Below are 26,036 nucleotides of genomic sequence, written 5' to 3'. Positions count from 1 at the left end.
ATAATTGATGTAATTATTTAGATTGAAACTTCTTCTCCCTGGAAAATTACTCGTTTTAGATTCAAATCTTTATCAACAATAACCAGATTTGCATCGCTACCGCTTTCTATTTTGCCAATCAGGGTTTCAATTCCAATTAACTTTGCCGGATAAACTGTAGCCATATTTATCGCCTCGCTTAAGGCAATTTCACAGTATTTAACGCAGTTTTTGATTGCTTGAAGCATGGTTAAAGAAGAGCCTGAAAGCGTTCCGTCTGGCATTACAAACTTCTCGCCTTTTTTGATATGCTGATACGGACCCTGATTACATTCCGTTACAGCATCGGTAATTAAGAACAATCTTTCTTGAAGTAGCTTCTTTGCAAATTTAACTACCTCAAAATCTACATGCTGCCCATCTACAATAATGCTAGACATAGCTTTACTGTGATTGAATAATGCCGTTGGTATGCCCGGCTCGCGATGATGGATAGGACTCATAGCATTAAATAAGTGTGTAGTAGTGGGTATGCCCATATTGTACGCGACAGTTGCTTGTTCAAAAGTCGCATTGCTGTGACCTAAAGATATCAAGACGCCATTATCAATTAAATAATTAATCACTTTATCATCATTGCATTCGGGTGCAATAGTCATCATTTTAATTACTCCATCCCCAAAGTCTAATAATTCTTTAATCTCATCCAAGGTAGCTTTACGTACAAACTCCGGAACATGGGCACCCAAACGATTCGGGTTTAAAAATGGGCCTTCTAAGTGTAAGCCTAAAAAATTTCTTGCTGATGAACGATATTCTTTTGCTGTCGCGATGCAAGCATTAAATACTTCCGCGGTATTGGTCGCCATACAGGCCAAGAAACCCGTGGTGCCTTTTTTGAGCAAATCGTCTTCCATTATCTGGAGTGCTTCTATTGTCGGCTCTGCTGAAAACAGTTTTCCTCCGGCACCATAGATTTGAAGATCTATTAAGCCTGGCAAAAGAATTAAATCATCACATTGGTTTACCTCACTATTTTGAATGGAAATGATTTTCCCATTCAAAATATTTAGCGTTTTATCTTCCAACAGAATGTGATCCTGATAAAAGTTTACATTAGAAATTTTTAGCATAAGATTTGTGTTAAAGGGATGAAGTTGCTATACTCCAAATTAATAAACATTAGTTTGTCGGCGCTGAAAAAACACAAAAACCAAAAAAGTCCCGATTTTCATCGGGACTTTCGAAATATTGTTTATAAATGCTTACGCACCTAATTGAACGCGTTTGAATTCTGTTACTGTTAATCCTTTAGCCGTATTGTCTAAGAATTTCCGAACATCCATTGAGCCGTCTTTAACAAACTCCTGGTTTAATAAAGTACTGTCTTTGTAGAATTTGTTCAATTTACCAGCAGCGATTTTCTCAACCATTTCTTCTGGTTTACCTTCTTGACGAATTACGTCTTTAGCAATTTCGATTTCACGCTCAATAGTTGCAGGATCAACACCGTCTTTATCAACAGCAACTGGATTCATTGCAGCAATTTGCATTGCAACATCTTTACCAGCTTCAGTGATATCAGCACCATTAGCACCCTGGAATACTACCAAAACACCCATTTTACCGTTAGAGTGAATATAAGAAACGATTTTCTCGCCTGTTACATTTGCATACTCTTGGATAACGATTTTCTCGCCAATTTTACCAGTAAGTTCAGTAATAGTTTCTGCAACTGTACGTCCGTCTTCTAATTTAATTGCTTCTAACTCCTCTGCAGTAGCAGGATTGTTCGCAACTGCTGCAGCTAAAACAGCCTGAGCAAGATTACGGAAATCTTCAACTTTAGAAACTGGTTCAGTTTCGCAAGCTAAAGCAACTAATTTACCATTTGTACCATCCGCTGAAACAGCGATTGATACCAAACCTTCAGAAGTAGCATTACCAGAACGAGCGGCAGATACTTTTTGACCTTTTTTACGCAATAAATCAACAGCTGCTTCGAAATCGCCATTAGCTTCTACTAAAGCTTTTTTGCAATCCATCATACCAGCGCCAGTTTGTTGGCGTAGTTTATTTACATCAGCGGCAGTAATTTGTACTGTAGACATGTTTAAAAATTTTATAAGTTCCTTAAAATGTTAAAAGTTACAGGTTACAGGTTGCGGGGATATACCTACAACTTATAACCTATAACTTATAACTTAATTATTCTTCTGTTTTAGTTTCTTCTGATGAAGGTGCTTCAGTTTCTGCTTCAGCAGTTACCTTTTTAGTAGTTGGTCTTTTTTCACCAGCTGCTCTAGGCTCTTTTGCTTCAGGAGCATCAGCTGCAACTTTCGCTGCTACTGCTTCTTTTTCAGCTTCATCATCTTTTTCGCGTTTGCGCTCATCTAAACCTTCTTCAATAGCTTTGATAATTACATCAGTAATTAAAGAAATTGATTTCGTAGCATCATCATTCGCTGGAATAGGGAAATCGATGTTAGAAGGATCCGAGTTCGTGTCAACCATCGCAAAAGTTGGGATGTTTAATTTTAATGCTTCAGTTACTGCGATGTGTTCTTTCTTAACATCAATTAAGAATAAAGCTGCAGGTAAACGGTTTAAATCAGCAATACCACCTAAAAGTGATTCTAATTTAATACGCTCACGTTGAATCATCAAACGCTCTTTTTTAGAAAGAATCGAATAAGTACCGTCTTTAGTCATTTTATCGATGGTAACCATCTTTTTAATTGACTTACGCACGGTAGCGAAGTTAGTTAACATACCACCTAACCAACGCTCGGTTACGAAAGGCATGTTTACTTTTTTAGCTTGCTCAGCTACGATTCCTTTTGCTTGTTTTTTTGTTGAAACAAATAATACTTTACGTCCTGATTTTACGATTTGCTTAATCGCAGCCGCAGCTTCTTCAGTTTTAGTTAAAGTTTTATTTAAATCTATAATGTGAATTCCATTACGCTCCATGAAAATGTAAGGAGCCATTTTTGGATTCCATTTACGGGTAAGGTGACCAAAGTGTACACCTGCATCCAATAAGTCTTGATAAGTTGTTCTTGCCATTGTTCTTGCCTCCTGTGATTAACGTTTACTGAATTGGAATTTCTTACGAGCTTTAGCACGTCCTGGTTTTTTACGCTCAACCATACGCATATCACGCGTCATTAGGCCTTTAGCACGTAATGCAGGTTTTTTCTCCGCATCTAGTTCAACAATCGCTTTAGCAATAGCTAAACGAACAGCTTCTGCTTGTCCTTTTACTCCACCACCCTGTACGTTTACAGTGATATCGTAACGGCCAGTAAGCTCAGAAACTTCTAAACTTTGGTTTACGATATATTGCAAAGGTAAAGTTGGGAAATAAACTTTGTGATCTTTACCGTTAACGGTAATTGCTCCAGCACCATCTTTTAAGTAGATACGTGCAACAGCTGTTTTTCTTCTTCCTGAAGTGTTAGTAACTGACATTTCTTAAAGTTTAATGGTTTTTGGAGATTGAGCTGCATGAGGGTGAGTTTCACCAGCATACACAAAAAGATTGGTGTAAAGTTTTTTACCCAATTTAGTTTTCGGTAACATACCACGTACCGCTTTCTCGATTACACGTTGAGGGTGTTTCGCCATTAACTCCTTAGGAGAAATAAAACGCTGACCACCTGGATAACCAGTATAAGAAACATATTGCTTTTCGCTGAATTTGTTTCCTGTCAATTTAACCTTGTCTGCATTGATAACAATAACATTATCTCCGCAGTCTACGTGTGGGGTGTACTCAGGCTTGTTTTTACCACGGATGATCATAGCGATCTTCGATGACAAGCGCCCCAAAATCTCGCCTTGTGCATCAACAACAATCCACTGTTTGTTAACAGTTTTCGCATTGGCAGAGACAGTTTTGTAACTTAACGTATTCACTTGCTTGTATTTAATTTATTAAACAATTTATTATTCCCATTAAATTTGGGACTGCAAAGATAGATAGAAAACTTTTATTATCAAATAGTTGAAGAGAAAAAAGTTGAATGTTATAAGTTAAAAGTTGAAAGTCTGAGTGCAGTAGCTGTATAACATCAGGAAGTAGTCCTGCTGAATTTAGTCCAGCATCTTAATAATTTGTATTTAATTGTGCGATCATCTGCTGTAAATATCATGTCGATCTGGCAATTTTATGAAAGATATCTGGAAAGCAAAACCAGTGGTTCTTCGACAAGGTTTGGTCGGGCTTTGTGTCCAATTTCAAATCAATCTTGTGCTGCTGAGGCGTGAAGCATCTGTTTCATCGGCTGCAGATGCTTCGTGCCTCAGCAAGACAGCGTGAACAAAGTCGCTGCTAATTTAAAAGAATACCGCTTTCATCCCGTTTACACAATATTAGCTTATAATCCCATTAACCATTCAACAGCAGAAACCTACAAATCATCAGGCATAAAGCCAATCCTTTTTCTTGGCCCAATTTTCTTATCAATTAGCTTATCTAAATAAGAAAACACCATTTCTATATTTTTGTCATAATTTTGGAGATGCTATTTAATATCAGCAATTTCAAGTTGAAGCTCTGTATGTTCAATAAGTAAATTTCTCAGTCTCGTAAAAATCCTTACAATTTGAATATTTACCTGAATAGCCTGTTGGCTATTTAGAACACTTGAAAGCATCAGTACACCATGTTCAGTAAAAGCAAAAGGAAGTTTTCTCGTCCTACCTCTACCTGTCTTTGATGTCACAATTTGTGATATCAAAGAACTCCATTCTCTTTCGTTAATTGAAACATAAAATCCTCAGGAAATCGTTCGATATTTCTTTTAATTGCTTGATTTGAAATCCTGGTTTCAACTCCATAGAGTTCTGCCAAATCACTATCGAGCATAACTTTATGCCCACGTATTTCATAAATTTTGTTTAGTAAAGTATCTTCAGGGATGATAGAGAACGTTTGTTTAGCTGTCATATCATTATTGGGTTTAAATTAAAGATACAAAATCGATTTGGTTATTAAGCGAGCAATGTTCAGCCGTAAAGAAATTAAAATTAATTATGCTCTTACTTTGCTTGAAAATCCTAATGGAAAACAAAAATTAGAAATTCTTCTTTACATTGCAGCATCTAATAAACGTTTTCTATTTTAACTTATGTTCAACATCGAATTTTTATCTTCATTAGGCAAGAAAACTGAACTGCTAAACCGTAGTAGTTTTGATATACAAAATTTTTGCAAGAACATTGATTGGCTACAAGAGTGGAAGAGTTATTATCACGCTTACCGCAGCAATGAGCATATCAATTATGAAGATTATTGGTATTTGGATCTATCCGATGAGGTTAATATGAGAAACCTTAATGTTTCCTCCAATTATATAGATGAAAGGAAACTGCATGAGGAAAATTTAAGCCTACTTGTAACCTTTTCTTGGTATCATCTTGAGAAAAACGGTTGGTTTACTAAATTAATTACCGGCAAAATAGAGAAGAAAGTTTGGAAAGCTAGACATGCAGATGTCGTGCTTGTGAAGGATTTAGCTCAAATTGTGAAATATTTTGTAGAAGGAGACTTAGCGCAACTTAATTCAATATTACCGAATGAAGGTGAGTATCAATTTAACGAACATTAAAACCTTGAACTCTTTTTAATCTTTCCCAATATGATCTGCCAGCTTATAGCCAGCACTATTCGGATTCTTATCCTCTAAACAAATCAGGATAATCAATGAAATAATCGGTATTAAAAATGATATCGAAAACCAAAACCAGAAATTTCGACCGGTTCTTTTGGCTAAAAAACCGGCTAGCAGTTGTGGCGACAACAATAATCCAAGTACAATTGTGCCTACGATAATTTCAGGCATAGCTTAGTTTATTGTTTCTGTGGATCAAGCGGGGGTGCAGAAAGTAATCCTTTGATATCGCTTTCAACCTCTTCTTCTTCGCCTTTTTTCTTTTTCTTCTTTTTATCTTTATTCGCTTTACCGCTCAAGCGCTCTTCGATAACTTTATCGTATTCGGTTTGCTGTTCGCCTTTTAACACGTTACGGATATTTTTCGAAGTTTCATTCTGTAGTTTATAGAATTTATCTACATCCTCATCTCTGGAGTTGCCAGCTTGTTGTCTTTTAATTAAATCAGCTTGTTCTTTAGCCTGATTATAGGTAAAGCGATAAATCACACTCTTTTGAGTATCATTCAGCTTCAATCTTTTATCCAAATCCTCCACATTTTTCTTCGCAATATCATCGGGTGTTGGCATCTTATTCTGCTGTGCATTTGCCAAACCTACCATCCCAATCACTAAAAAAAATAAAAATATAATCTTCTTCATTTTGAATATTTTACAATGGCGAAGTTACTTATTTATCTTAAAACAAGAAAGTCTCGATTTATATCGAGACTTTCAAAATTTATATAGGTGGAAGCCTATAAAGCTTTTTTATAAAGTTCAGCAACAGCATCCCAATTAACAGCATTCCAAATAGCCGCTAAATAATCAGGACGCTTGTTTTGATATTTTAAATAATAAGCGTGCTCCCAAACATCGATACCGAAAATTGGCGTACCTTTTACTTCAGCAACATCCATTAAAGGGTTGTCTTGATTTGGCGTAGAAGAAACTTGAAGTTTTTTATCAGCACCAACTGATAACCAAGCCCAACCAGAACCGAAACGAGTTGCTCCAGCATCTTGCAATTTAGTTTTCAGTTCAGCAAATGAACCAAATGTATCATTGATTGCTTTAGCTAAATCGCCAGTTGGCTCGCCACCTTTATTCGGACCTAAAACTTTCCAAAATAATGAATGATTATAATGACCACCGCCATTGTTTCTTACTGCTGCAGGATATTTTGAAATGTTTTTAATAATTTCTTCAATACTTAAACTTGCCTCAGGCTTACCTTCAACAGCTTTATTTAAGTTGGTAACATAAGCTTGATGATGTTTATCATGGTGAATTTCCATGGTAGTTTTATCAATATGCGGTTCTAATGCGTCGGTTGCGTACGGTAACGCAGGTAATTCAAAAGCCATAGTATTATGTTTTTAGATTTTAAAATGTTTCTGTAGCAAATATAACATTAGTAGGTTAAGATTTGTTCATGTAAATATCATCAAATCGTTTTCCTTTCGATTCATGATGAAAGAAATTGGAAGGATTTAAGCTTTGGGAGTTACTCGATTATCAAATTTAATAAACTCTAAATTTTTAACTATCGCTTTTTAATAAAGAAATCCTTCATTAAAATTGCTGCCTCATCTGCCAGAACGCCACCTTTGAGTTCAGTTTTAGGATGCAGTAAATTTGCATTCTTTGAAATGAAACCACGCTTTTCTTCCCTGGCTCCGTATACAATTCTGCTGATTTGGGTCCAATAACTTGCGCCAGCACACATTACGCAAGGCTCGATGGTAACGTATAAAGTACAATCCCTAAGGTATTTGCCACCCAGGGTTTGAGCCGCCGATGTAAAAGCCTGCATTTCGGCATGCGCAGTTACATCGTTAAACTTTTCGGTTAAATTATAACCCCTTCCAATGATTCGGTTTTTGCTCACCACAATGGCACCAATCGGGATTTCATCTTCGGCCAACGCCTTTTTAGCTTCCTCCAAAGCCAATTTCATGTAGTGAATATCTTCTGCTCCTGGGTTGGTTTCTTCAAAATTATAAAAACTCATATGCAAATATAGTCTATTCTTGATGTTCATATAAGGCCAACCTCCCCGCAGATGTCGCAGAAAAGAATCGCTGATCTGGTTAAACCTCAATATGTATTAATTATCTGTGAAAATCAACGTTGTTTATCATCTCAAATCTGCGGGCAAATAATTAAAGAATTAAATCAATTTACTCCCATTCGGAACCTTTTTATCAACAGCTGTTAAAACAATATCCCCATTTTCATCGGCGAAACCCGTTACTAAAAATTCAGACATAAACTTACCAATCTGTTTCTTTGGAAAATTTATGACTCCTACAATTTGCTTTCCCAATAATTCATCTAAGGTATAATGTTTAGTAATTTGTGCGCTACTGGTTTTTATACCTAGTTCTCCAAAATCTACTCTCAATTTGTAGGCTGGCCTGCGTGCTTCTGGAAACTCAAGCGCTTCCAATACCGTTCCAACTCTCAAATCGACCTTTTCAAAATCATCCCAAGTGATTTCTTCCATAAGTTTAGTTTTTTGCTTTAGTCTGCTAAATTAATAAATACTGTATAATATCAGTTTGGGATAAAAAATTACAGCAAATTCAAACGGTTAGATCGACATCTATTAAATATGCATAACCTTTCCCTACTTTAAAAATTGTTTTGGGTAGATTTTTGGAAATAATTTGCGAATTATAATTTAACAACTATCTTTATGCAACCGTTTGCATAACCAAATATTAATTTAATCAAAACAAATGTATTTATTAGGTATTGATTTAGGCACTTCGTCTATAAAAGTTGCAGTTGTAGAGGTGGCTAGTCAAAAATGTGTGGCAACAGCACAATATCCTGAACAAGAAACAGAGATAAAATCGGTTAAACCCGGGTGGGCTGAACAATCCCCATTAGATTGGTGGCACAATACGCAGCAAGCGATTTTAAAACTAAATGCGACCAAGTTATTCGATCCTAAAAATATTGCAGCTATTGGCATTGCCTATCAAATGCATGGCTTAGTTGTGGTAGATCAAGATCAAAATGTTTTGCGTGATAGTATTATCTGGTGTGATAGCAGGGCGGTTGAAATTGGCAAAAAGGCTTTTGACAAAATCGGACATGAAAAGGCTTTGAGTAGTTTGCTAAATTCTCCTGGAAATTTTACCGCGTCAAAATTAGCCTGGGTAAAAGAAAACGAACCTGATATTTATCAAAAAATTGATAAAATAATGTTGCCAGGAGATTTCATTGGAATGAAACTGACTGGAGATATAACTACTAGCATATCAGCTTTATCAGAAGGTATTTTTTGGGATTTCCAGAAACATGAAATTTCAAAAAATGTGATGGAATGTTATGGATTGGATGAAAGCATCATCCCAAAGGTAAATCAACTTTTTTCTTCTCACGGCTTTTTAAAGGAAGGTATCGCAAGGCTACTAGGACTAACGCCAGGAATTCCTGTGTCTTATAAATCTGGAGATCAGCCCAACAATGCGCTTTCGTTGAATGTGCTAAATCCTGGAGAAGTAGCGGCAACAGCCGGAACATCAGGCGTAATTTATGGTGTGAGCGATAGCTTAACCTATGATAAACAATCTCGTGTAAATACGTTCGCCCATGTAACCTATTCTTCATCAGAAAAAAATACAGGTGTTTTGCTTTGTATCAATGGAACAGGAAGCATGTACCGCTGGGCGAAACACACTTTTGCGCCAAAATCAACTTATCAGGAATTAAATAGTCTGGCCAGTCAGGCACCCATCGGGAGTAAGGGATTAAAAGTTTTACCCTTCGGAAATGGCGCTGAACGTATGTTAAACAACAAATATACTGGTGCCCAACTCTTAGGTGTCGATTTAAATACTCACAATCTATCCGATATTTTTCGGGCAGTTCAAGAAGGCATCGCTTTTTCTTTTAGGTATGGGCTGGATATCATGCGAGAAAACGGAATGCCCCCAAAAGTAATCAGAGCAGGGCGGGCAAACCTTTTTTTAAGCGATGTTTTTGCACAAACCTTTGTTGATGTTACGGGAGTAGCCGTAGAACTTTATGAAAACGATGGCAGTGTTGGGGCGGCATTGGGAGCCGGCATAGGTGCGGGGATTTTCAAAACTGCAGAAGAAGCCTTCACCCAACACGAAGTGATTAAAACTTTAACTCCAAAAAATTCGGAAGAATATGAACCCATTTATCAGGAATGGAAAGAAATATTAATTAAAGCATTAAAGTAGAATCACATAAAAAGATCACAATGACAAAAGTAGTAGCAGGATCAAAAGAATTTTTCAAAGGCATCGATCAAATTCAGTTCGAAGGATTAGAAAGCGATAATCCATTAGCCTTTAGATGGTATGACGCAAATAAGATTGTGGCTGGCAAAACCATGAACGAGCACTTCAAATTTGCCTGTGCCTACTGGCATTCGTTTAACGGAAATGGAGCTGACCCATTCGGTGGCGCAACACATGTATTTCCTTGGGATGAAAAGAGTGATGCTGTAGAAAGAGCGAAAGACAAAATGGATGCAGCGTTTGAGTTTATTACTAAAATGCAATTGCCTTACTATTGTTTCCACGATGTGGATGTGGTTGATTATGGTGATAACGTTGCAGAAAATGAGCGCAGATTACAAGCTTTAGTTGACTATGCAAAACAGAAACAAGCAGATAGTGGTGTAAAATTGCTATGGGGAACAGCCAATTTGTTCAGCCACAAACGTTACATGAACGGCGCTTCAACCAATCCAGATTTTCATGTATTGGCGCATGGCGCTGCACAAGTTAAAGCAGCTTTAGATGCTACAATTGCACTAGGCGGCGAAAACTATGTTTTTTGGGGTGGTAGAGAAGGCTATATGAGCTTGCTTAACACTAATATGAAACGTGAGCAGGAACATTTGGCTAAGTTTTTACACACCGCAAAAGATTATGCCCGCAAACAAGGTTTTAAAGGAACTTTCTTCATCGAGCCTAAGCCATGCGAGCCATCTAAACACCAATATGATTATGACGCTGCAACCGTTAAAGGCTTTTTGCAGGAATATGATTTGTTAAAAGATTTTAAATTAAACCTGGAAGTCAACCATGCTACTTTGGCTGGACATACTTTTCAGCATGAGTTACAGGTTGCAGTAGATAATGGCTTATTGGGCTCTATTGATGCCAACCGAGGCGATTACCAAAATGGATGGGATACGGATCAGTTTCCGAACGACATTAATGAATTAACTGAATCGATGCTGGTTATTTTAGAAGGTGGCGGTTTCAAAGGTGGCGGCGTGAATTTCGATGCTAAAATTCGCCGCAACTCTACTGATGCAAAAGATTTATTTTATGCACATGTTGGGGGAATGGATATTTTTGCCAGAGCCTTAATTACCGCTGATGCCATTCTTCAAAAATCAGATTACAAAAAGGTGAGAGCAGAACGTTATGCTTCATTCGATAGTGGACAAGGTGCAGAATTTGAACAAGGAAAGTTAAGTTTAGAAGATTTACGAAACTACGCTGCCGAAAATGGAGAGCCTGAAATACGCAGTGGCAAACAAGAATATCTAGAAAATTTAATCAACAGATATATATAAAATCCTGCGAATAGAAATAATAAATGTCTTAATAACATTTTTAAATCAAATAAATTGAAATTTAATTTATGATTTTATTACATTTAGCCTTCTAAACCAAATAACTTATCTTAAATGAAAGTAACAGATTACATTATTTTTCTAGCCTATTTTGCGCTTGTAGCAATTTATGGTTTCTGGATTTACCACCGTAAAAAACAAGCTCAAATGAGCAGTAAGGATTATTTCCTTGCGGAAGGATCGCTTACATGGTGGGCAATTGGAACGTCGCTAATTGCCTCTAACATTAGTGCAGAGCAATTTGTGGCCATGAGTGGGGATGGATTTAAAATGGGGCTGGCCATTTCTACCTACGAGTGGATGGCTGCTGCAACGCTGGTTATTGTAGCAACATTTTTTATCCCGGTATATCTTAAAAACAAGATTTACACCATGCCGCAATTCTTAAGTCAGCGATACAATGGTACCGTTGCCATGATTATGGCGGTGTTTTGGTTGTTATTATATGTGGTAGTAAACTTAACTTCTATCCTTTATCTTGGCGCATTAGCCGTAAGTAGCATATCTGGTATAGGTTTCTGGTATTGTATGACAGGTTTAGCTGTCTTTGCTGTTATTATCGCTTTAGGTGGGATGAAGGTTATCGGTTATACCGATGTTATTCAAGTGGCATTTTTGATTTTTGGTGGTTTAGCTACAACGTATTTAGCACTAAATCTGGTTAGCGATCACTTTGGTGGCGATGGCGTTTTAGATGGTTTAGCATTTTTGAGAGAAAAAGCACCAGATCACTTCCACATGATTTTCAAAAAAGACAGTGCCAATTATGCTTCTTTACCGGGCATGACCGTATTGTTGGGTGGTATGTGGATTGTAAACTTAAATTACTGGGGTTGTAATCAGTACATCACTCAACGTGCTTTAGGTGCCGATTTAAAAACAGCCAGAGCTGGTATATTATTTGCCGCGTTTTTAAAGCTTTTGATGCCATTAATCGTTGTTTTACCAGGTATTGCTGTGTATATGTTGTATCAGGAAAAAACAGGTATTGATGTAAATTCGATGATGCCTGGTGGAGAACTTCGCCCTGATAGAGCCTACCCAACACTGCTTAACATTTTACCTACAGGCTTAAAAGGATTATCATTTGCGGCTTTGACCGCAGCAATTGTGGCTTCATTAGCTGGTAAAATCAATAGTATTTCTACCATTTATACCTTGGATATTTTCAAGAAACACATTAAAAAAGAAGCTTCTGAGAAGACCTTGGTGAGAACAGGAAGAATGGTTGTAATTATCGCGATGGCTATTGCCGTAGCAATTTCTCCTTTCCTGGGTATCGATAAAAAAGGTGGATTTGAGTTTATTCAGGAATATACAGGATTTGTAAGTCCTGGTATTTTCGCCATGTTTATTCTTGGTTTCTTCTGGAAAAAAACGACCTCGAATGCAGCATTATTCGCTACTATTGGCGGTTTCGGTTTATCAGTATTATTAAAATTCTTACCAGGAATGATGGATTTATCATTCTTGCATGACTTTGGTTTCTCTGTAGCAAATGCAGAAGGCGTTTACGAAATTCCTTTCTTAGATAGAATGGGCTTTGTATTTGTAATCTGTATTGTTGTGATGTTTACCATCAGTATGATTGAAAACAAAAAAGGTGATAAATCAAATGGTTTAGAAATAGATAGCAGTATGTTTAAGGTTGACCCAGGATTTGCGGTTGGATCATTACTGGTTTGCGGAATATTAGTAGCACTTTATTCTATCTTCTGGTAGACGTGAAATATTGATTTTGATAACGGCCTTCTGGATAAACCAGAAGGCCGTTTTTGTTTAATTGAAAATTGATAACTTTATGTTGGCTTGTAAACGATTAATGCTTTGGGTTTCGCGTTAACGATTGCAGCGGCATCCCCCGATTTTTCATCGGGGATATAGCGGAAAGCGTGTTAAAACGCCAAAATAAATTTTAATATCTATGAAAGCACCAGATTATTATCAGCCAATTATGCCTTACCTAGTCGTAAAGGATGCAGAAAGATTTATTGATTTTTTGAAGGATGTATTTGATGCAGACATCAGGTTGATTGTTCCAAGAGAAGATGGAACGGTGATGCATGCTGAAGCAGTAATAGATAAGGGAACAATCATGTTCGCAAATGCGAATGAAAATTATTTATCATTCCCTGCAGGTATGTTTATTTTTTCTACACGGGCAATAGCATTTTATGATCAGGCGATTGCTTATGGAGCAAAATCAGTACAAGAACCCGACAGAAGAGAGTATGGCTTAAGTGCAGGCTTTGAAGATAAATGGGGAAATGTATGGTGGGTTACTGTTCCAGATTAGGATAAATTATTGTCCACAAGGGCCATCGGGAATTTCCTTACTAATTTTAATCACCTTCGTAACTACCAAAGTAGAATCGAAATCTGCGGAAACTGTTGAGGTATCAGATTTTGCAACATATCCCTCCAGCTCCACATATACCGGCTCGTAAGGTTTTTCGAAACCTAAGTTGCTGTAAGAGAGCTCTAAATTTTTAACGCTATCTGTAACCCAATATTCTCTCCCATCTTCACAAAGGGTAAAAGATTTCATTTCAGGCCCAAAACTATAGAGCCCTTTAACAATCTTCAATTTACTTTTTCCGCCATCAGCCTTTTCCGTTCTATTACAAGCGGTAACCGCTACGCCAAGGAGCACAACAAATACAAATGCTTGTTTAAATAATCTCATCCTATATATTTTGATTAATCTGATCTATCCTTTTAACACTAAGATTTGATGACAAAGCAGATGCCAAAAATGAAAAAGTGCCTACTGTGATAAATACTAAAATAAAGTCTTTCCACTTCAGTGCGATAGGATAGGAATTGACCAAAGTTCCTTCACCCATTTTGATTAGACCAAATGTATGTTGAACATAATAAAAGCCTATACCAACTAAAAGACCAAATACACAGCCTGACATGGTGATCATCATTCCTTCCAGTAAAAAGATACGTTTTATTAGTTTTTTACTTGCGCCTAAACTACTTAAAATAGCAATATCTTTTACTTTATCTATAACCAACATGGTTAGGGAGCCAACAATATTAAATATAGCAATTATTAAAATAAATGTTAAAATAATGTACACCATACTTTTTTCTGAATTGAAAATATGATGCAGAGAACTATTTTGTTCTGCCCTATTTTTTACCACAAAAGCAGTTCCGAGCTTTTCAGCAATCTGATCTTTATAACTATCTACATCAACATTCGGACTGAAATCAATTTCGATGGCTGAAACATTTTTACTTTCATCAAGTAGTTCTCTAGCAAAAGCAAGGGGAACAATAATGCCATTATCAAACTCTTGCTGTACCTCAAATACGCCACTTACGCGGATACTTTTAGCAATAAAATCATCTGTAGGATTTAACGAGTTTACAGAAATATCTTTCTTGGGCGAATAAATTTCCAATTCCGTAAAGGGATCCAAAGTATTTACTGCCAAATAACTTTGTAATGCAGAACCAATTACACCATTAAAACCACTTTTATTCTCTAAAACAAATCGCCCTTGCAGAATAGTACTATCCAACTTTGTGTTTTTCAAGTAATCGGCACTTACACCTTTAACCAAGCCCACAGCCTGTTTATCATTATATTTTAAAAGCGCTTTCTCTTGTAATACCTCTGAGAAAGCATAAACATCTTTGCTTTTCTTTAATGCATTAAAATAAGTCGTATTTGGATCGAAGGTTTTTCCCTTGGCCGGTGTAATGGCTATTTGAGGCGTAATCGTATCAAACATACCCAGCACTACCGTTTCTAAACCATTAAAAACCGAAAGGATAATAATTAAAGCGGCGCTACCCACCATAACACCAACCATTGATATGCCTGATATCAGGTTAATGGCATTGGTAGACTTTTTCGCAAACAAGTAACGTTTGGCAATATATAGCGCTGTATTCACTTGGTAAAGATAGTGATTAAAAGATTGAAGGCTTAGAGAGTAAAGGAGACTATAAATCTATTCTGCATTTTTAAAAAAAAGGATTGTGTTGTTTTTCGAAACCAATAGTTGTTGCAGGACCATGTCCTGGGTAAACCTTAGTTTCATCGGGTAAAACGAAAAGTTTTGATGAAATGTTTTGAATTAATTGTTGATGATTTCCACCGGGCAAATCTGTTCTTCCTATGCTTCCATAAAATAATACATCGCCACCTATCAAAACCGCATCAGCTTTGCTATAAAAACATAAATGTGCAGGCGAGTGCCCCGGAGCAAAAATTAATGCTAAGGTGCTATCTCCGAAAGCGACGGTTCCGGTTTCAGGCAAAAACTCATCTGGTAAGGGCGAAACTTCGTATTTACCAAAACCCATAGATGGCGCATAACTTGGCACCGCTTCCAACACCTGCAGTTCACCTTTGTGAAATTTTGGCTTTAAACCATAGGTGTCAAATACAAACTTGTTCCCAAATACATGATCGAGATGACAATGTGTATTTAACAACAAAACTGGTTTAAGATTTTCTTGCTTAATGAAGGCTGTTAATTCATTTTGCTCATAACCTTCGTACATGCCTGGATCGATGATCACACATTCTTTGGTTTCATCATAAAGAACATAGGTGTTTTCACTGTAAGCGTTGAATGTGAATGTTTCTACGGTAATCATAGGTTGCTGTGAATAAAGTTTGAGATATCAATAATAACATATTCTGGAATATTTGCTGGAATATTATACTCTGCTGGACTACTTAACGCACCCTCTCCCTCAGTGAAAGAATGATTAAGCTTTGGAAAGCTCTTGATCACTACATTTTTGGAATTTCCAATTGCCTTTTTCCATATATTGAGATCTGTTATGGTAACCTGATAATCTCGCTCACCTTGTAAGATCAATATAGGCAACGTTAATTTTTTCGCTGTTAAAACTTGATTAAGCTTATTAAGCTCAGTAAAATAGCTTGCATTTGCCCCTAAAAGCACTTTATTTTGGTTCTTGATTGTGTCGGCATGAGCAATTTCTGCCGCCAGTTTTAAGTTTTGCGCCAGTGCCGCAGAATCTTTTATTAAGTAGCGAAATTGTTCGTTCAGCATTTCACCAATCGTTCGGGCAGGAGCTGCCAACATTATAATTCCCGACAATAACTTATTGTTTAAAGCAATTTCTGGGGCCAGTTGTGCGCCTAAACTATGTCCCAGTAAAACAACCTTTTTTGGGTTTACTTTATTTAATTTCTGAGCGAACAAAATTGCAGATGTAGCATCATCGATTACCTCCTCCTTCACCCCAATATTTTGCCCAGCAGCAGTCGATTTTTTGCCATAAATACGTGTGCGTTTATCATACCTTATTGTTGCAATTCCTTTTGCTGCCAAACCTAAAGCCAAATCGCGAAATGGTTTTAAGTTGCCAGTTTGCTCATCCATATTTTGAGGACCAGAACCATGAATTAATACCACAACAGGATAATTTTCACCTACTTTTGGCCGTGTTAACAAACCTGGTAATTTGAATTCTCCAGTTTCTATAGCTATATTTTCTTCCAGATAACTATCCTTTTTTACATAATTGGGATCAGTATATTTGGTAATATAGTTCTCTGCTGTGGTAAAAAGTCCGGCTATTTTATTTTCAGTATTTATTGTTAAAGCGAAAACTGGCTTTGCCCGATCAAAAGCAACGGTAAGAAGTACATATTTTACATTCTTTTGAGTGTGAGGGCTTGTTTTAATTACTGATTTAAAATCGCCATAACTCGTTAGAAATTGCCTTCGCAAAGATTTAATTTGTTCAAAACTTACTTTTGACTGAAACTCATTATCGAAATAAGGGTAGGCTTTCTCTATATCTCCACCAATAAAAAAGTTGAAAAATTGATTGGCCTGTACCAGCGTACTATCTGATTGTGAATAGGCAGTTCGAGTAATCAGGAATAAGCCTATAACAAGTAAAGAAATTCTACGCATAAAGTTTTAATTTTTCCATCTAAACGTAGAGATCAAGGTGTCGATATCCGTCTTAATAAATTTCACCACCGGTGCAATTGAATCAAATTGTGGTCGCTCGTTAAAATATAGAGCGCCTCTGAAATAATGTTTGGCGCTATCAGTTAAAAAAAACTGAACAGATGAAGCGGTATTACCTTCTATGGCATAATAAATACCGTAGACCTTTTGTTTCGGATAATTGATGATTCGCTGATCGATGGCGCTCGCTTTAATGGTATGTTTAAAAGCCAATTTTCTGGCATCTTCAACCATCTGGTTGTATTCCCCTTTACCAGAAACATCGTAATAGGTGAGGTGCAGGTAGCCATTAAATTGCTTAAAGTGTAAGTTGTACCAATTCGCCCTAGCATCTCTACTTTGATCCTTCTCCAGAGTTGCGTAGACAGGAAATTTAAATTGATAGGGAACAGGCTTGTTAAATTCTGTATACGCTTTCTTTGGGAATTCAATCCGAAAGTAGCCCTTTGGTTTCGGACTATAATCATTGTTTTTACAAGCAAAACAGGCCAAGGCTACAATGAATGCAATAAGTATTAAGGGTTTGAATTTCATAACATTCTGGAATATTTTGCTTCCCTAGATAAAAACAATTGACAACAGGGATAAGTTAAACTATTTATTCCAAATAGCCCAGGCTTTTTCTGCCTGTTTGTATAGCATTTCCAGTCCGTTCTTTATTTGAGCGCCCTGTGTCGCAGCTTTTGCCAAAAATGCAGTTTCTAAAGGATTATAAACCAGATCATAAGCCAAATGATCAGTACCAAGTTGAGTATAATCGATATCGGGAAAGCTATCTGTATTTGGCGACATGCCCAAGGGGGTGGTATTGATGAGCAATTTATGCGACTTTAAAATCTCTGCCGTAATTTCTGAATATAAAATTGTGCCTTCAACAGGTTTGCGAACCACTATGTTGTATTCAATACTTAATTTCTCCAAAACATACTTAACGGCCTTTGCGGCACCGCCATCGCCAAAAATTAATGCTTTACGGTGATGGTTGGTTAAAAGAGGTTCCAGTGATTTCTGAAAGCCATAGGCATCTGTGTTGAAACCCTTTAAATAGGTTTCGCCTGCAAATCTTTTAATACAGATACAATTTACAGCTCCTATCTTTTCTGCAGCCTCTTCAATCTCATTTAAAAATGGCAATACACTAACTTTGTGAGGTATAGTAACGTTTAATCCGCAAAGCGACTGATTTTCGGCGAGCAAGTCAGCTAAAGATTTTATATCCTCTATGGGAAAAAGTTCATACTGATGATTGGCAATCTTTTCATTAGCAAACTTTTCGGTAAAAAACTTTTTTGAAAAGGAATGGGATAATGGAAATCCAATTAAGCCGTAGGTTTTCATAAGCAATGATGCATTATGCTAATCAAAAAGCAACCCATTGATCGTTCAATAAGATTGCTTTTTGATTGATAGTAACGATATAGATTATTTAGTTTGGTTGAGGAAGTAATCAAAAGTATCTCCACGCAAGCCTAAACGAATAGTTTCCAAAGGAATAACTTCTGCCGGGGCGATATTGCCCAAGTTTACATTTGTTCCGATTAATTTGATAAACCAAACCTGTTGTTCTTTTTGTGGTGCTTCCCAAATGATGGTTTCTTCCGGAATTTGAGTTAATATTTCATCAACCAAACCTTCCCTAACTTCACCACTTCCGCGATAAATACCAACATTACCGCCTTCGCGAGCCTCTGCAATTACTTTCCAAGATCCCGCCTGAATTTCTGCCTGCATTAATTTAATCCATTTATATGGAGCGAAAATTTTTGCTGCATCTTTACTTCCGACTTCAGAAATTACAGTTACCTGTTTTGATAATTCCCTGATATAACCGCACTTCAAATCATGTTCAATTTCGATTGATCCATCCGAAACCTCTGCATATTCCATCCCATATTGGTCTAAAATGCGCTGATAATCTTCAAATTGATTACGAATAATAAAGGCTTCGAAAAGCGTTCCACCAAAATAAGTTGGAATGCCTGCACTTTTATATAAAGCTAATTTCTCTTTAAGGTTTGGTGTAACGTGTGATGTAGCCCAACCTAATTTTACGATGTCTGTATAAACGCCGGCAACTTCTATAAAATCTTCTACCTGACGAAGGCTTAATCCCTTATCCATAACCATTGTATAGCCGCTTTGGCGAGGTTTAGACGGACGTTCAGGAACGTTTAATAATGGGTAATTCATATGCGTACAAAAGTGAAAAAAATTTTCAGATTTATTTGTTAAATTTTTCTCACAAGACTGTTACCTGATATATCGGTTTATCACGTTGATAATGGCGCTGTTATCCTGTAACTGCGGCAAGTATTCAAACAAAATATAATGCTTATCAGGATCGGTTGTTAAAGCAGTTTCCAGATAACCTAGTGCATCTGCATAATTTCCAATGGCAAAAAGATATGCCACCATCCGGTAATATAATTCTGCAGCTTCGGGATTATTTTTTATTGCTTCGGCCATTGTTTCCGATGCCTCAAGCAATTTTCCCTGCTCATAAAGCACTGTACTAAAATCCAACCACGCCTCAATATCAAGTGGATTGTATTCCAATACCTTTTCGTAAGCGACTATCGATTCTTCTATTTGGCCGAGCTTGTAATAGGCATCAGCCATTGCAAACCAGAAATCGGCATTTTCAGCTTCCAAATCAATTGCTTTTTTATAAAAATGAAGCGACTCGAAATAACGCTCTTCATGGTTTAAAGTAACCCCTATACCGAACCAGGCATCGGCCATTTTCGGATCCATTTTTACCGATTTTTTGTAATAAGAACGGGCCTCATCCATCTTTTCGAGCTTTTCATAGCATTCTCCGATGGCACAATAAGTATCTGCGTTGGGCTGCTCATACTCAAAGGTCTGCTTGTACACTTCAATAGCCTCATCGTATTTATCCAACTGCACTAATGCGTTTCCTTTGTTAAAATAAGCCGAACTAAAATCTTCTTTAATTAAGATCGCATAATCATAAGCATCAATTGCTTTTTCAAAAAGGTTTAGTTTATGAAAACTGTTCCCCAAATTATACCAGGCGGCATAAGAGTAAGGATCGGTATCAATGTACTGCTGATAAAACTTAATGCTTTCTTCTTGTTTATCAAGCACATCATAACAGAAAGCCAGCTCGTACAGGCCATCCTGGTTTTCCATATTTTGCTCCAAACTTAACTTAATGTAGGTGATTGCACTTTCATAATCGCCCATGCTCTGGTGTACATATGCAATTTGCAACAGAATTTCGTCTGTACTTTCAGCAAGGAGTAATGCTTTTTCGTAGTTTTCCAAAGCCTCGCTAAAACGCTCGGTATTTTGGAAAATATTACCACGAAGCAAATAAATATCAGGTTCTGATGGCTCTAATAATTCGGCTTTCTGTAAAGAGATAAATGCCTGCTCATTATTGTTGGTTAAAATGTATAAGTGTGCCTGTTTAATCAAAAAAACGGTTGCATAAGGATGTTGGCTAATTGCAAACTCAACTACCTGCAAAGCCTTAACCGGATCGTTTTTTTCGATGTAAAAATCTACAATATATTCGAAAGCACCCGCATCGAAGAAATACTGATCCTGGTTGCGGAGCATTTCTTCATAACGTTCTACAGAGCGTTGTGCGTCTTCGTTGGATTCAAAAAAAAATTCTTCTTCCATATTTAATAACTATTAAAGAACCGTGCCAATTCGCAGAAAAACACATTATAATTTTACTGATTTTAATTATCGATTTGATAAATAATTATTAACATCAAATGTTAAAACAAGCGTAAATAGCTGAAAATAAAGCTTATTAAGTGTGATTAAGATGTGTGAATAATGAATTCCTTTTATCAACATCGCGGTTCCTTTTCCCTTCTTTCACAAAAATAATATAAATTTACGGGACTAACGTAATCGAGAAGTCATGAAAAGGTACGCCTTTTTAGCAGTTTTATTGAGTTTTATATGCACGAGTGCATTTGCTCAAAGCGATGAAAATGCGATTAAACAAACTGTAAATAATTTGTTTACCGGAATGAAAAATGGTGACAGCACCTTGGCCAGATCGGCTTTTGCAAAAGATTGTATGATGCAAACCGTTGTGAATAAAAACAGCATTACATCGGCCCCAACAGAGAAATTAGATGGCTTTATCAAATTTATTGGCTGCCCTCACAAAGAAAAATTCGATTAGCGAATAGTGTTTACCAAAATATTAATAGATGGTCCATGGCTTCTGTTTGGACCGATTATGGTTTTTATGTTGATGAAAAGTTTAGCCATTGCGGAGTCAATTCGTTTCAGTTGGTAAAAGGCGATAAAGGTTGGCAAATTGTTTATCTGATTGATACAAGGAGAAAAGATACCTGCAAAATCGGAGTGATTTCCGAATCATGATCATAAAAAAGAAGCTCTGCAGATTTTTGCAGAGCTTCTTTTTAAGCTATTCCTTTCCTAACTCTGCCGCGGCTTTTTTAAAGATTTCGGCTTGCTTATTTAGATTTGATTTTGCCTCGCCACTAGCTGATGTGGCCTGTTGCGATTTGCCTTGCGCTGTTGCCGCGTAAGCGCCAGAAAGTTGCTTGTTTAAATAATTTTGCAGCTTCAATCGCTCAATAGCATTGCTTATGCTTTTCACGCCTTTTTCGGTTACCTTTGGATTGGTATTCGCCCTTAAGTACTGAAAATATTGACCAATGACGCCAAAAATTTTGTTCTTATCGCCATTATCCATAATATTATCATAAAATGCTTGATGCTCATCCTTTGGATCGTTGATGTATAAAGAAGCTATTGATGATGCGATATGGTCTTTCGTATCTTCATCTAAAGAGGAAAGTGCTGTTAACCCTTCTTGTGGCGCAAGTTTAGTTAAACCCGCTACCGAGGCTGCAATCACGCGGTACGATCTGTCTTTAACACCATCAACCAATAAGGCTTTATAGGTTTGATCGCCTGTTTCTGCTAACTTATTAATTGCCGCCGCTCTTGCTTCGGTATTTTTATCACTTTTTGCCATTTGCAGTAATAAAGGTAATGCTGCAGCTTTAACTTCTGCATCAGCTAAGTTCAGTCCTTCAATACTCAAAGCCCTTAAATCTCCTGATTTATCTTTCAAAGCATCCAACAAAATTTTCTGTCCGCTTTTAGCTTTACTCTGCATGATAAACTGCAAAGCCTCAATCCTATTGGCATAAGTTGGTACATTTTTATATTGGAAATAATAGTTCTCTGCAACTTTGTTGTCGTTAATTTCCCCTACTACAATTTTATCGGCATCGAAATCAATTAAATCTGGCTTGGCGCTTACCTCAAAAGAGAAAGTTTGTTCCCGGCTATTGATCAAAATTTCTTTAGAAATTTTTTGCCCGCCTGCATAAATATTTACTTTCACTGGTAAAGTAAAAGTTTGTACTGCAGCATCTTGTGTCTGCTTTACTTTAATTGTTGCTTTTCCGTTTTCATATCCAAAATCAACAGCTAAAATCGGGTGACCGCCGGCATAATACCATTGGTTGAAATATGGGCTCCAGTCTTTGCCTGTAATATCTTCCATGGCCAGGCGCAATTGATGTGTTTCGCCATTTTTGAACGCATTCGCTGTCAAATATTTGTTCAAGCCTTTATAAAAAGCCGCATCACCCATTTGATTTTTCATCGCATACAAAATAACAGAGCCTTTCGCATAGCTGATATTATCAAACATGTCTTCCTTATCCTTATAATAAAAACGAGCTAATATCGGGCTTTCGCCGTTCTTAGTAGAGCTGATGTACGACTGTAATTTTTCGTATCGCGATTTATCTTCCGCATCTTTTCCTTCATCATATCCATGCCAGATAATTTCGCCAAAGGTGGCAAAAGATTCGTTCATAGTTAAATTAGACCATGATTCTGCCGTCACGTAATCTCCAAACCATTGGTGAAAAAGTTCGTGAGCAATGGTACCTTCTTCGTTTCCATCTAATAACTCACGATCTGTTTTTTGAATATGCTCCCCATGCAACGTAGCGGTTGTATTTTCCATAGCACCCGATACATAATCTCTCGCAACCACTTGGGCATATTTATTCCATGGATAATCTACACCTAAAATATCACTATAAAACTTCATCATTGTGGGTGTTTTACCAAAAATTTGCTTTGCAAAAGGTGCATATTTCGGTTCCAGGTAATAATTTACTTCTTTACCTTTGTAAGTATCTTTAGTGATTTTAAAATCGCCCACTGCCATCATAAACAGATAAGGTGAGTGTGGCAAATCCATTTTCCAGGTATCTGTTCTGGTTCCATTGGTATTGGCTTTCTGGCTGATTAATTTTCCATTGGATAACGTAGTATATTTCGACTGAACCGTCATCGAAATTTCCTGAGTGGTTTTTTGATCTGGCTTATCAATTGTTGGAAACCAGGCTGATGAAGACTCCGTTTCACCCTGAGTCCAGATTTGGATGGGTGTAGTTTTATCTGCACCATCAGGGTTGATGAAATACAGTCCTTTTGCATCGGTTATCGCGGCGCTGCCTTGCACTTTTAACTCATCTGGCTTTGCCGTATAAGCGATATAAACAGTATACTTTTCTGCATTTGTATATTTTTTGTTTAAGGTGATAAACAGTTTATTGTTTTCGTAAACATACTTTAGCGGGGTATTTCCTTTCGCTCCTACCAATGCAACTGTTTTGATGTCCATCCCTTGGGCATCTAAGGTTAATGAATCGGTTGCATAGAAATGAGGCTTCAATGTTATCCATTCTTTACCGTACAGGTATCTCTTTACATAATCAAACGATACATCGAGTTTGGTATGTACAAGATCATTCACTTTGGTAGGTGTTACGCGATAAACAGATAAATTTGCCGATTGATCTACAGTTTTTTCTTGAGCTGAAATGGTGTTTGCTGCCAAAATAGAAACCAGTATGGCGCTATAGACGAAAATTTTTTTATTCATATTTTATATTTTAATAAGTCAGTTGTGTTTAAAGCGATGTGTTAAGAATTATGACAAAGTAAACAACCAAATGTAACTTGCTTTATGTTAATTTTTTGTTTTTTTGTGTAAATCGTTAGATATATGAATACAGATATTCAATCCATTTTAAACAAACTGGGTGTTACCGAAAGCAATGCTGCTTTCAGCACCGGAAGCAATTGGGGAGGCGAATTGAACGCTGAAAAACTAGAAAGCTTCTCGCCGGTTGATGGTAAACTTATTGCAGAAACAAAAATTGCAAGCGCTACAGATTACGAAACAATTATTGCAAAAGCTCAAATTGCTTTTAATGATTGGAAAACTATTCCAGCTCCAAAAAGAGGCGAAATTGTTCGTCAGTTTGGCGATGCATTGAGAGAAAACAAAGATGCTTTAGGCACCCTGGTTTCTTACGAAATGGGAAAAAGTTTGCAGGAAGGTTTTGGCGAAGTACAGGAAATGATTGATATCTGCGATTTTGCTGTGGGCTTATCGCGTCAGCTTTATGGTTTAACCATGCACAGTGAGCGCCCAAGCCATCGAATGTACGAGCAATGGCATCCGCTAGGGATTGTAGGGATTATTTCTGCTTTTAATTTCCCTGTAGCAGTTTGGGCATGGAACGCTGCTTTGGCATTGGTTTGTGGGAATGTTTGCATCTGGAAACCATCGGAAAAAACGCCTTTAACGGCCATCGCCTGTCAACATATCATTGCAAAAGTTTTTAAAGCGAATGATGTTGCTGAGGGTGTTTGCAACTTAATTATTGGAGATAAAGCTGTTGGCGAACTTATGACACATGACGGTAGGGTGCCATTAATTTCGGCAACCGGATCTACCCGAATGGGAAAACAGGTAGGCGCAGCCGTAGGAGCCCGTTTAGGTAAAAGTTTATTGGAATTGGGTGGCAACAATGCCATTATCATTTCAGAACATGCCGATTTAGACATGAGCTTAATAGGTGCAGTTTTTGGAGCCGTTGGTACCGCAGGCCAGCGTTGCACATCAACAAGGAGATTAATTATCCACGAAAGTGTTTATGATGCCTTTAAAGAAAAACTAATTAAAGCATACGATCAGCTGCGCATCGGTGATCCGCTGGATCAGAACAACCACGTTGGTCCGCTGATTGATCAAGATGCCGTTGCGGCTTACCTCGATTCCATCCAAAAATGTAAGGCAGAAGGCGGAAAATTTGTGGTTGAAGGCGGTGTTTTAACAGGTGAACATTACAGTAGCGGATGTTACGTGAAACCTTGCATAGCGGAAATTCAAAACGATTTTAAAATTGTGCAACACGAAACCTTTGCTCCAATTTTATATTTGATTAAATACAAAACTTTAGATGAAGCTATTGCTTTACAAAATGGCGTTCCACAGGGGTTATCATCTGCAATCATGACTTTGAATTTAAGGGAAGCGGAGCAATTTCTATCTGCTAAAGGATCTGATTGTGGTATTGCAAATGTGAATATTGGCACTTCTGGAGCCGAAATCGGTGGCGCATTTGGTGGTGAAAAAGAAACTGGTGGTGGGAGAGAAAGTGGTTCTGATGCTTGGAGAGCTTACATGAGACGACAAACCAATACCATTAATTATTCGAATACTTTACCATTAGCACAAGGCATAAAGTTCGATTTGTAAATAAGAGGTTTGTTGTTGTGAAACAATCTCACACCTATCAACGCGTTCTTAGACGAATGCATTAGGATTGCTTCGTACCTCGCAATGACGACAAAATTAGAGCTGCTAGATTAAACTTAGCAGCTCTTTTTCAAAAATAATATGGCTCATTTAGCATATTTTTTCTGATATGGCTTGCTAAACCAA

27 protein-coding genes and 1 pseudogene are annotated in these 26,036 nt (G+C 37.2%); 8 read left to right on the top strand and 20 right to left on the bottom strand.

Features of this window, described 5'->3' with window-relative positions:
• Positions 1-17: 17 nt before the first annotated feature.
• From nagA to ASE92_RS00350, 6 genes and pseudogenes are all read right to left on the bottom strand, one after another.
• Positions 18-1,112 carry an N-acetylglucosamine-6-phosphate deacetylase gene (gene nagA / locus ASE92_RS00375; protein WP_056848143.1) on the bottom strand — a complete coding sequence of 365 codons (1,095 nt, stop codon included), beginning with the start codon at positions 1,110-1,112 and terminating at the stop codon, positions 18-20.
• A gap of 132 nt (positions 1,113-1,244) precedes the next feature.
• Positions 1,245-2,090, bottom strand: a complete 846-nt coding sequence (tsf, locus tag ASE92_RS00370; protein ID WP_056848142.1) for a translation elongation factor Ts — start codon at positions 2,088-2,090, stop codon at positions 1,245-1,247.
• A 97-nt stretch (positions 2,091-2,187) separates the two neighbouring features.
• Positions 2,188-3,048, bottom strand: coding sequence for a 30S ribosomal protein S2 (rpsB, locus tag ASE92_RS00365; RefSeq protein WP_056848141.1), 861 nt, complete (start codon positions 3,046-3,048; stop codon positions 2,188-2,190).
• A gap of 18 nt (positions 3,049-3,066) precedes the next feature.
• The gene (gene rpsI, locus ASE92_RS00360) at positions 3,067-3,453 is read right to left on the bottom strand and encodes a 30S ribosomal protein S9 (RefSeq protein WP_055913282.1); all 387 of its coding nucleotides are present in this window, start codon (positions 3,451-3,453) and stop codon (positions 3,067-3,069) included.
• A 3-nt stretch (positions 3,454-3,456) separates the two neighbouring features.
• Positions 3,457-3,900, bottom strand: a complete 444-nt coding sequence (rplM, locus tag ASE92_RS00355; RefSeq protein ID WP_010602007.1) for a 50S ribosomal protein L13 — start codon at positions 3,898-3,900, stop codon at positions 3,457-3,459.
• Between the two features lie 608 nt (positions 3,901-4,508).
• A pseudogene (locus ASE92_RS00350) lies at positions 4,509-4,852 on the bottom strand (ORF6N domain-containing protein).
• Between the two features lie 262 nt (positions 4,853-5,114).
• On the opposite strand from ASE92_RS00350, the gene ASE92_RS00345 reads away from it, so the two are divergent.
• On the top strand, positions 5,115-5,594 hold the full coding sequence (locus tag ASE92_RS00345; RefSeq protein ID WP_056848140.1) for a hypothetical protein: 480 nt from the start codon (positions 5,115-5,117) through the stop codon (positions 5,592-5,594).
• 15 nt (positions 5,595-5,609) lie between these two features.
• On the opposite strand, the gene ASE92_RS00340 is transcribed toward ASE92_RS00345, so the two are convergent.
• The 5 genes from ASE92_RS00340 to ASE92_RS00320 form a co-directional block, all read right to left on the bottom strand.
• Entirely contained in the window at positions 5,610-5,828 is a 219-nt protein-coding gene (locus ASE92_RS00340) for a hypothetical protein (RefSeq protein ID WP_056848139.1), read from the bottom strand.
• Between the two features lie 8 nt (positions 5,829-5,836).
• A complete protein-coding gene (locus ASE92_RS00335) occupies positions 5,837-6,298 on the bottom strand; it encodes a hypothetical protein (RefSeq protein WP_056848138.1) in 462 nt (153 codons plus the stop codon).
• 95 nt (positions 6,299-6,393) lie between these two features.
• Positions 6,394-7,002 (bottom strand): superoxide dismutase, encoded by a 609-nt coding sequence (locus ASE92_RS00330; protein ID WP_056848137.1) that lies wholly within the window; start codon positions 7,000-7,002, stop codon positions 6,394-6,396.
• Between the two features lie 179 nt (positions 7,003-7,181).
• On the bottom strand, positions 7,182-7,649 hold the full coding sequence (locus tag ASE92_RS00325; protein WP_056848136.1) for a nucleoside deaminase: 468 nt from the start codon (positions 7,647-7,649) through the stop codon (positions 7,182-7,184).
• Between the two features lie 159 nt (positions 7,650-7,808).
• Entirely contained in the window at positions 7,809-8,144 is a 336-nt protein-coding gene (locus ASE92_RS00320) for a tRNA-binding protein (protein WP_056848135.1), read from the bottom strand.
• A 235-nt stretch (positions 8,145-8,379) separates the two neighbouring features.
• Here ASE92_RS00320 and ASE92_RS00315 point away from each other — a divergent pair, with 235 nt between their 5' ends.
• The 4 genes from ASE92_RS00315 to ASE92_RS00300 all read left to right on the top strand — a co-directional run bounded on the left by ASE92_RS00315 (position 8,380) and on the right by ASE92_RS00300 (position 13,566).
• Positions 8,380-9,858, top strand: a complete 1,479-nt coding sequence (locus ASE92_RS00315; protein ID WP_056848134.1) for a xylulokinase — start codon at positions 8,380-8,382, stop codon at positions 9,856-9,858.
• A gap of 20 nt (positions 9,859-9,878) precedes the next feature.
• Positions 9,879-11,210, top strand: coding sequence for a xylose isomerase (gene xylA, locus ASE92_RS00310; RefSeq protein WP_056848133.1), 1,332 nt, complete (start codon positions 9,879-9,881; stop codon positions 11,208-11,210).
• 114 nt (positions 11,211-11,324) lie between these two features.
• On the top strand, positions 11,325-12,992 hold the full coding sequence (locus tag ASE92_RS00305; RefSeq protein WP_056848132.1) for a sodium/sugar symporter: 1,668 nt from the start codon (positions 11,325-11,327) through the stop codon (positions 12,990-12,992).
• Positions 12,993-13,194: 202 nt separating this feature from the next.
• Positions 13,195-13,566 carry a glyoxalase/bleomycin resistance/extradiol dioxygenase family protein gene (locus tag ASE92_RS00300; RefSeq protein WP_056848131.1) on the top strand — a complete coding sequence of 124 codons (372 nt, stop codon included), beginning with the start codon at positions 13,195-13,197 and terminating at the stop codon, positions 13,564-13,566.
• A gap of 6 nt (positions 13,567-13,572) precedes the next feature.
• Here the strand turns inward: ASE92_RS00300 and ASE92_RS00295 are convergent, their stop codons facing one another.
• The 8 genes from ASE92_RS00295 to ASE92_RS00260 form a co-directional block, all read right to left on the bottom strand.
• Entirely contained in the window at positions 13,573-13,956 is a 384-nt protein-coding gene (locus ASE92_RS00295; RefSeq protein ID WP_056848130.1) for a hypothetical protein, read from the bottom strand.
• 1 nt (position 13,957) lies between these two features.
• Positions 13,958-15,184, bottom strand: coding sequence for an ABC transporter permease (locus tag ASE92_RS00290; RefSeq protein WP_056848129.1), 1,227 nt, complete (start codon positions 15,182-15,184; stop codon positions 13,958-13,960).
• A gap of 70 nt (positions 15,185-15,254) precedes the next feature.
• The gene (locus ASE92_RS00285) at positions 15,255-15,893 is read right to left on the bottom strand and encodes an MBL fold metallo-hydrolase (protein WP_056848128.1); all 639 of its coding nucleotides are present in this window, start codon (positions 15,891-15,893) and stop codon (positions 15,255-15,257) included.
• Positions 15,890-17,191 (bottom strand): alpha/beta fold hydrolase, encoded by a 1,302-nt coding sequence (locus tag ASE92_RS00280; protein WP_056848127.1) that lies wholly within the window; start codon positions 17,189-17,191, stop codon positions 15,890-15,892. Before ASE92_RS00280 ends, ASE92_RS00285 begins: the two co-directional genes overlap by 4 nt.
• A 6-nt stretch (positions 17,192-17,197) precedes the next feature.
• Positions 17,198-17,785: a hypothetical protein gene (locus tag ASE92_RS00275; RefSeq protein ID WP_056848126.1), complete on the bottom strand. Its 588-nt coding sequence runs from the start codon at positions 17,783-17,785 to the stop codon at positions 17,198-17,200.
• A 60-nt stretch (positions 17,786-17,845) separates the two neighbouring features.
• Positions 17,846-18,589 carry a shikimate dehydrogenase gene (locus ASE92_RS00270; RefSeq protein WP_056848125.1) on the bottom strand — a complete coding sequence of 248 codons (744 nt, stop codon included), beginning with the start codon at positions 18,587-18,589 and terminating at the stop codon, positions 17,846-17,848.
• 84 nt (positions 18,590-18,673) lie between these two features.
• Positions 18,674-19,441, bottom strand: a complete 768-nt coding sequence (locus tag ASE92_RS00265) for a phosphosulfolactate synthase (RefSeq protein WP_056848124.1) — start codon at positions 19,439-19,441, stop codon at positions 18,674-18,676.
• A gap of 60 nt (positions 19,442-19,501) precedes the next feature.
• The gene (locus tag ASE92_RS00260; protein WP_056848123.1) at positions 19,502-20,905 is read right to left on the bottom strand and encodes a tetratricopeptide repeat protein; all 1,404 of its coding nucleotides are present in this window, start codon (positions 20,903-20,905) and stop codon (positions 19,502-19,504) included.
• Positions 20,906-21,155: 250 nt separating this feature from the next.
• On the opposite strand from ASE92_RS00260, the gene ASE92_RS21305 reads away from it, so the two are divergent.
• A complete protein-coding gene (locus tag ASE92_RS21305; protein ID WP_056848122.1) occupies positions 21,156-21,425 on the top strand; it encodes a nuclear transport factor 2 family protein in 270 nt (89 codons plus the stop codon).
• A gap of 35 nt (positions 21,426-21,460) precedes the next feature.
• Positions 21,461-21,628 (top strand): hypothetical protein, encoded by a 168-nt coding sequence (locus tag ASE92_RS21300; protein ID WP_200926301.1) that lies wholly within the window; start codon positions 21,461-21,463, stop codon positions 21,626-21,628.
• 46 nt (positions 21,629-21,674) lie between these two features.
• Here ASE92_RS21300 and ASE92_RS00250 read toward each other — a convergent pair whose 3' ends face one another.
• On the bottom strand, positions 21,675-24,185 hold the full coding sequence (locus ASE92_RS00250; protein WP_056848121.1) for a M1 family metallopeptidase: 2,511 nt from the start codon (positions 24,183-24,185) through the stop codon (positions 21,675-21,677).
• 123 nt (positions 24,186-24,308) lie between these two features.
• Here ASE92_RS00250 and ASE92_RS00245 point away from each other — a divergent pair, with 123 nt between their 5' ends.
• A complete protein-coding gene (locus ASE92_RS00245; protein WP_056848120.1) occupies positions 24,309-25,850 on the top strand; it encodes an aldehyde dehydrogenase family protein in 1,542 nt (513 codons plus the stop codon).
• The last annotated feature ends 186 nt before the right edge of the window (positions 25,851-26,036 follow it).

The organism is Pedobacter sp. Leaf41 (genome assembly GCF_001422545.1).
GTDB lineage: Bacteria > Bacteroidota > Bacteroidia > Sphingobacteriales > Sphingobacteriaceae > Pedobacter.
Note: the sequence above shows the minus strand (reverse complement) of the source record. Positions and strands in the feature narration are given on the sequence as shown.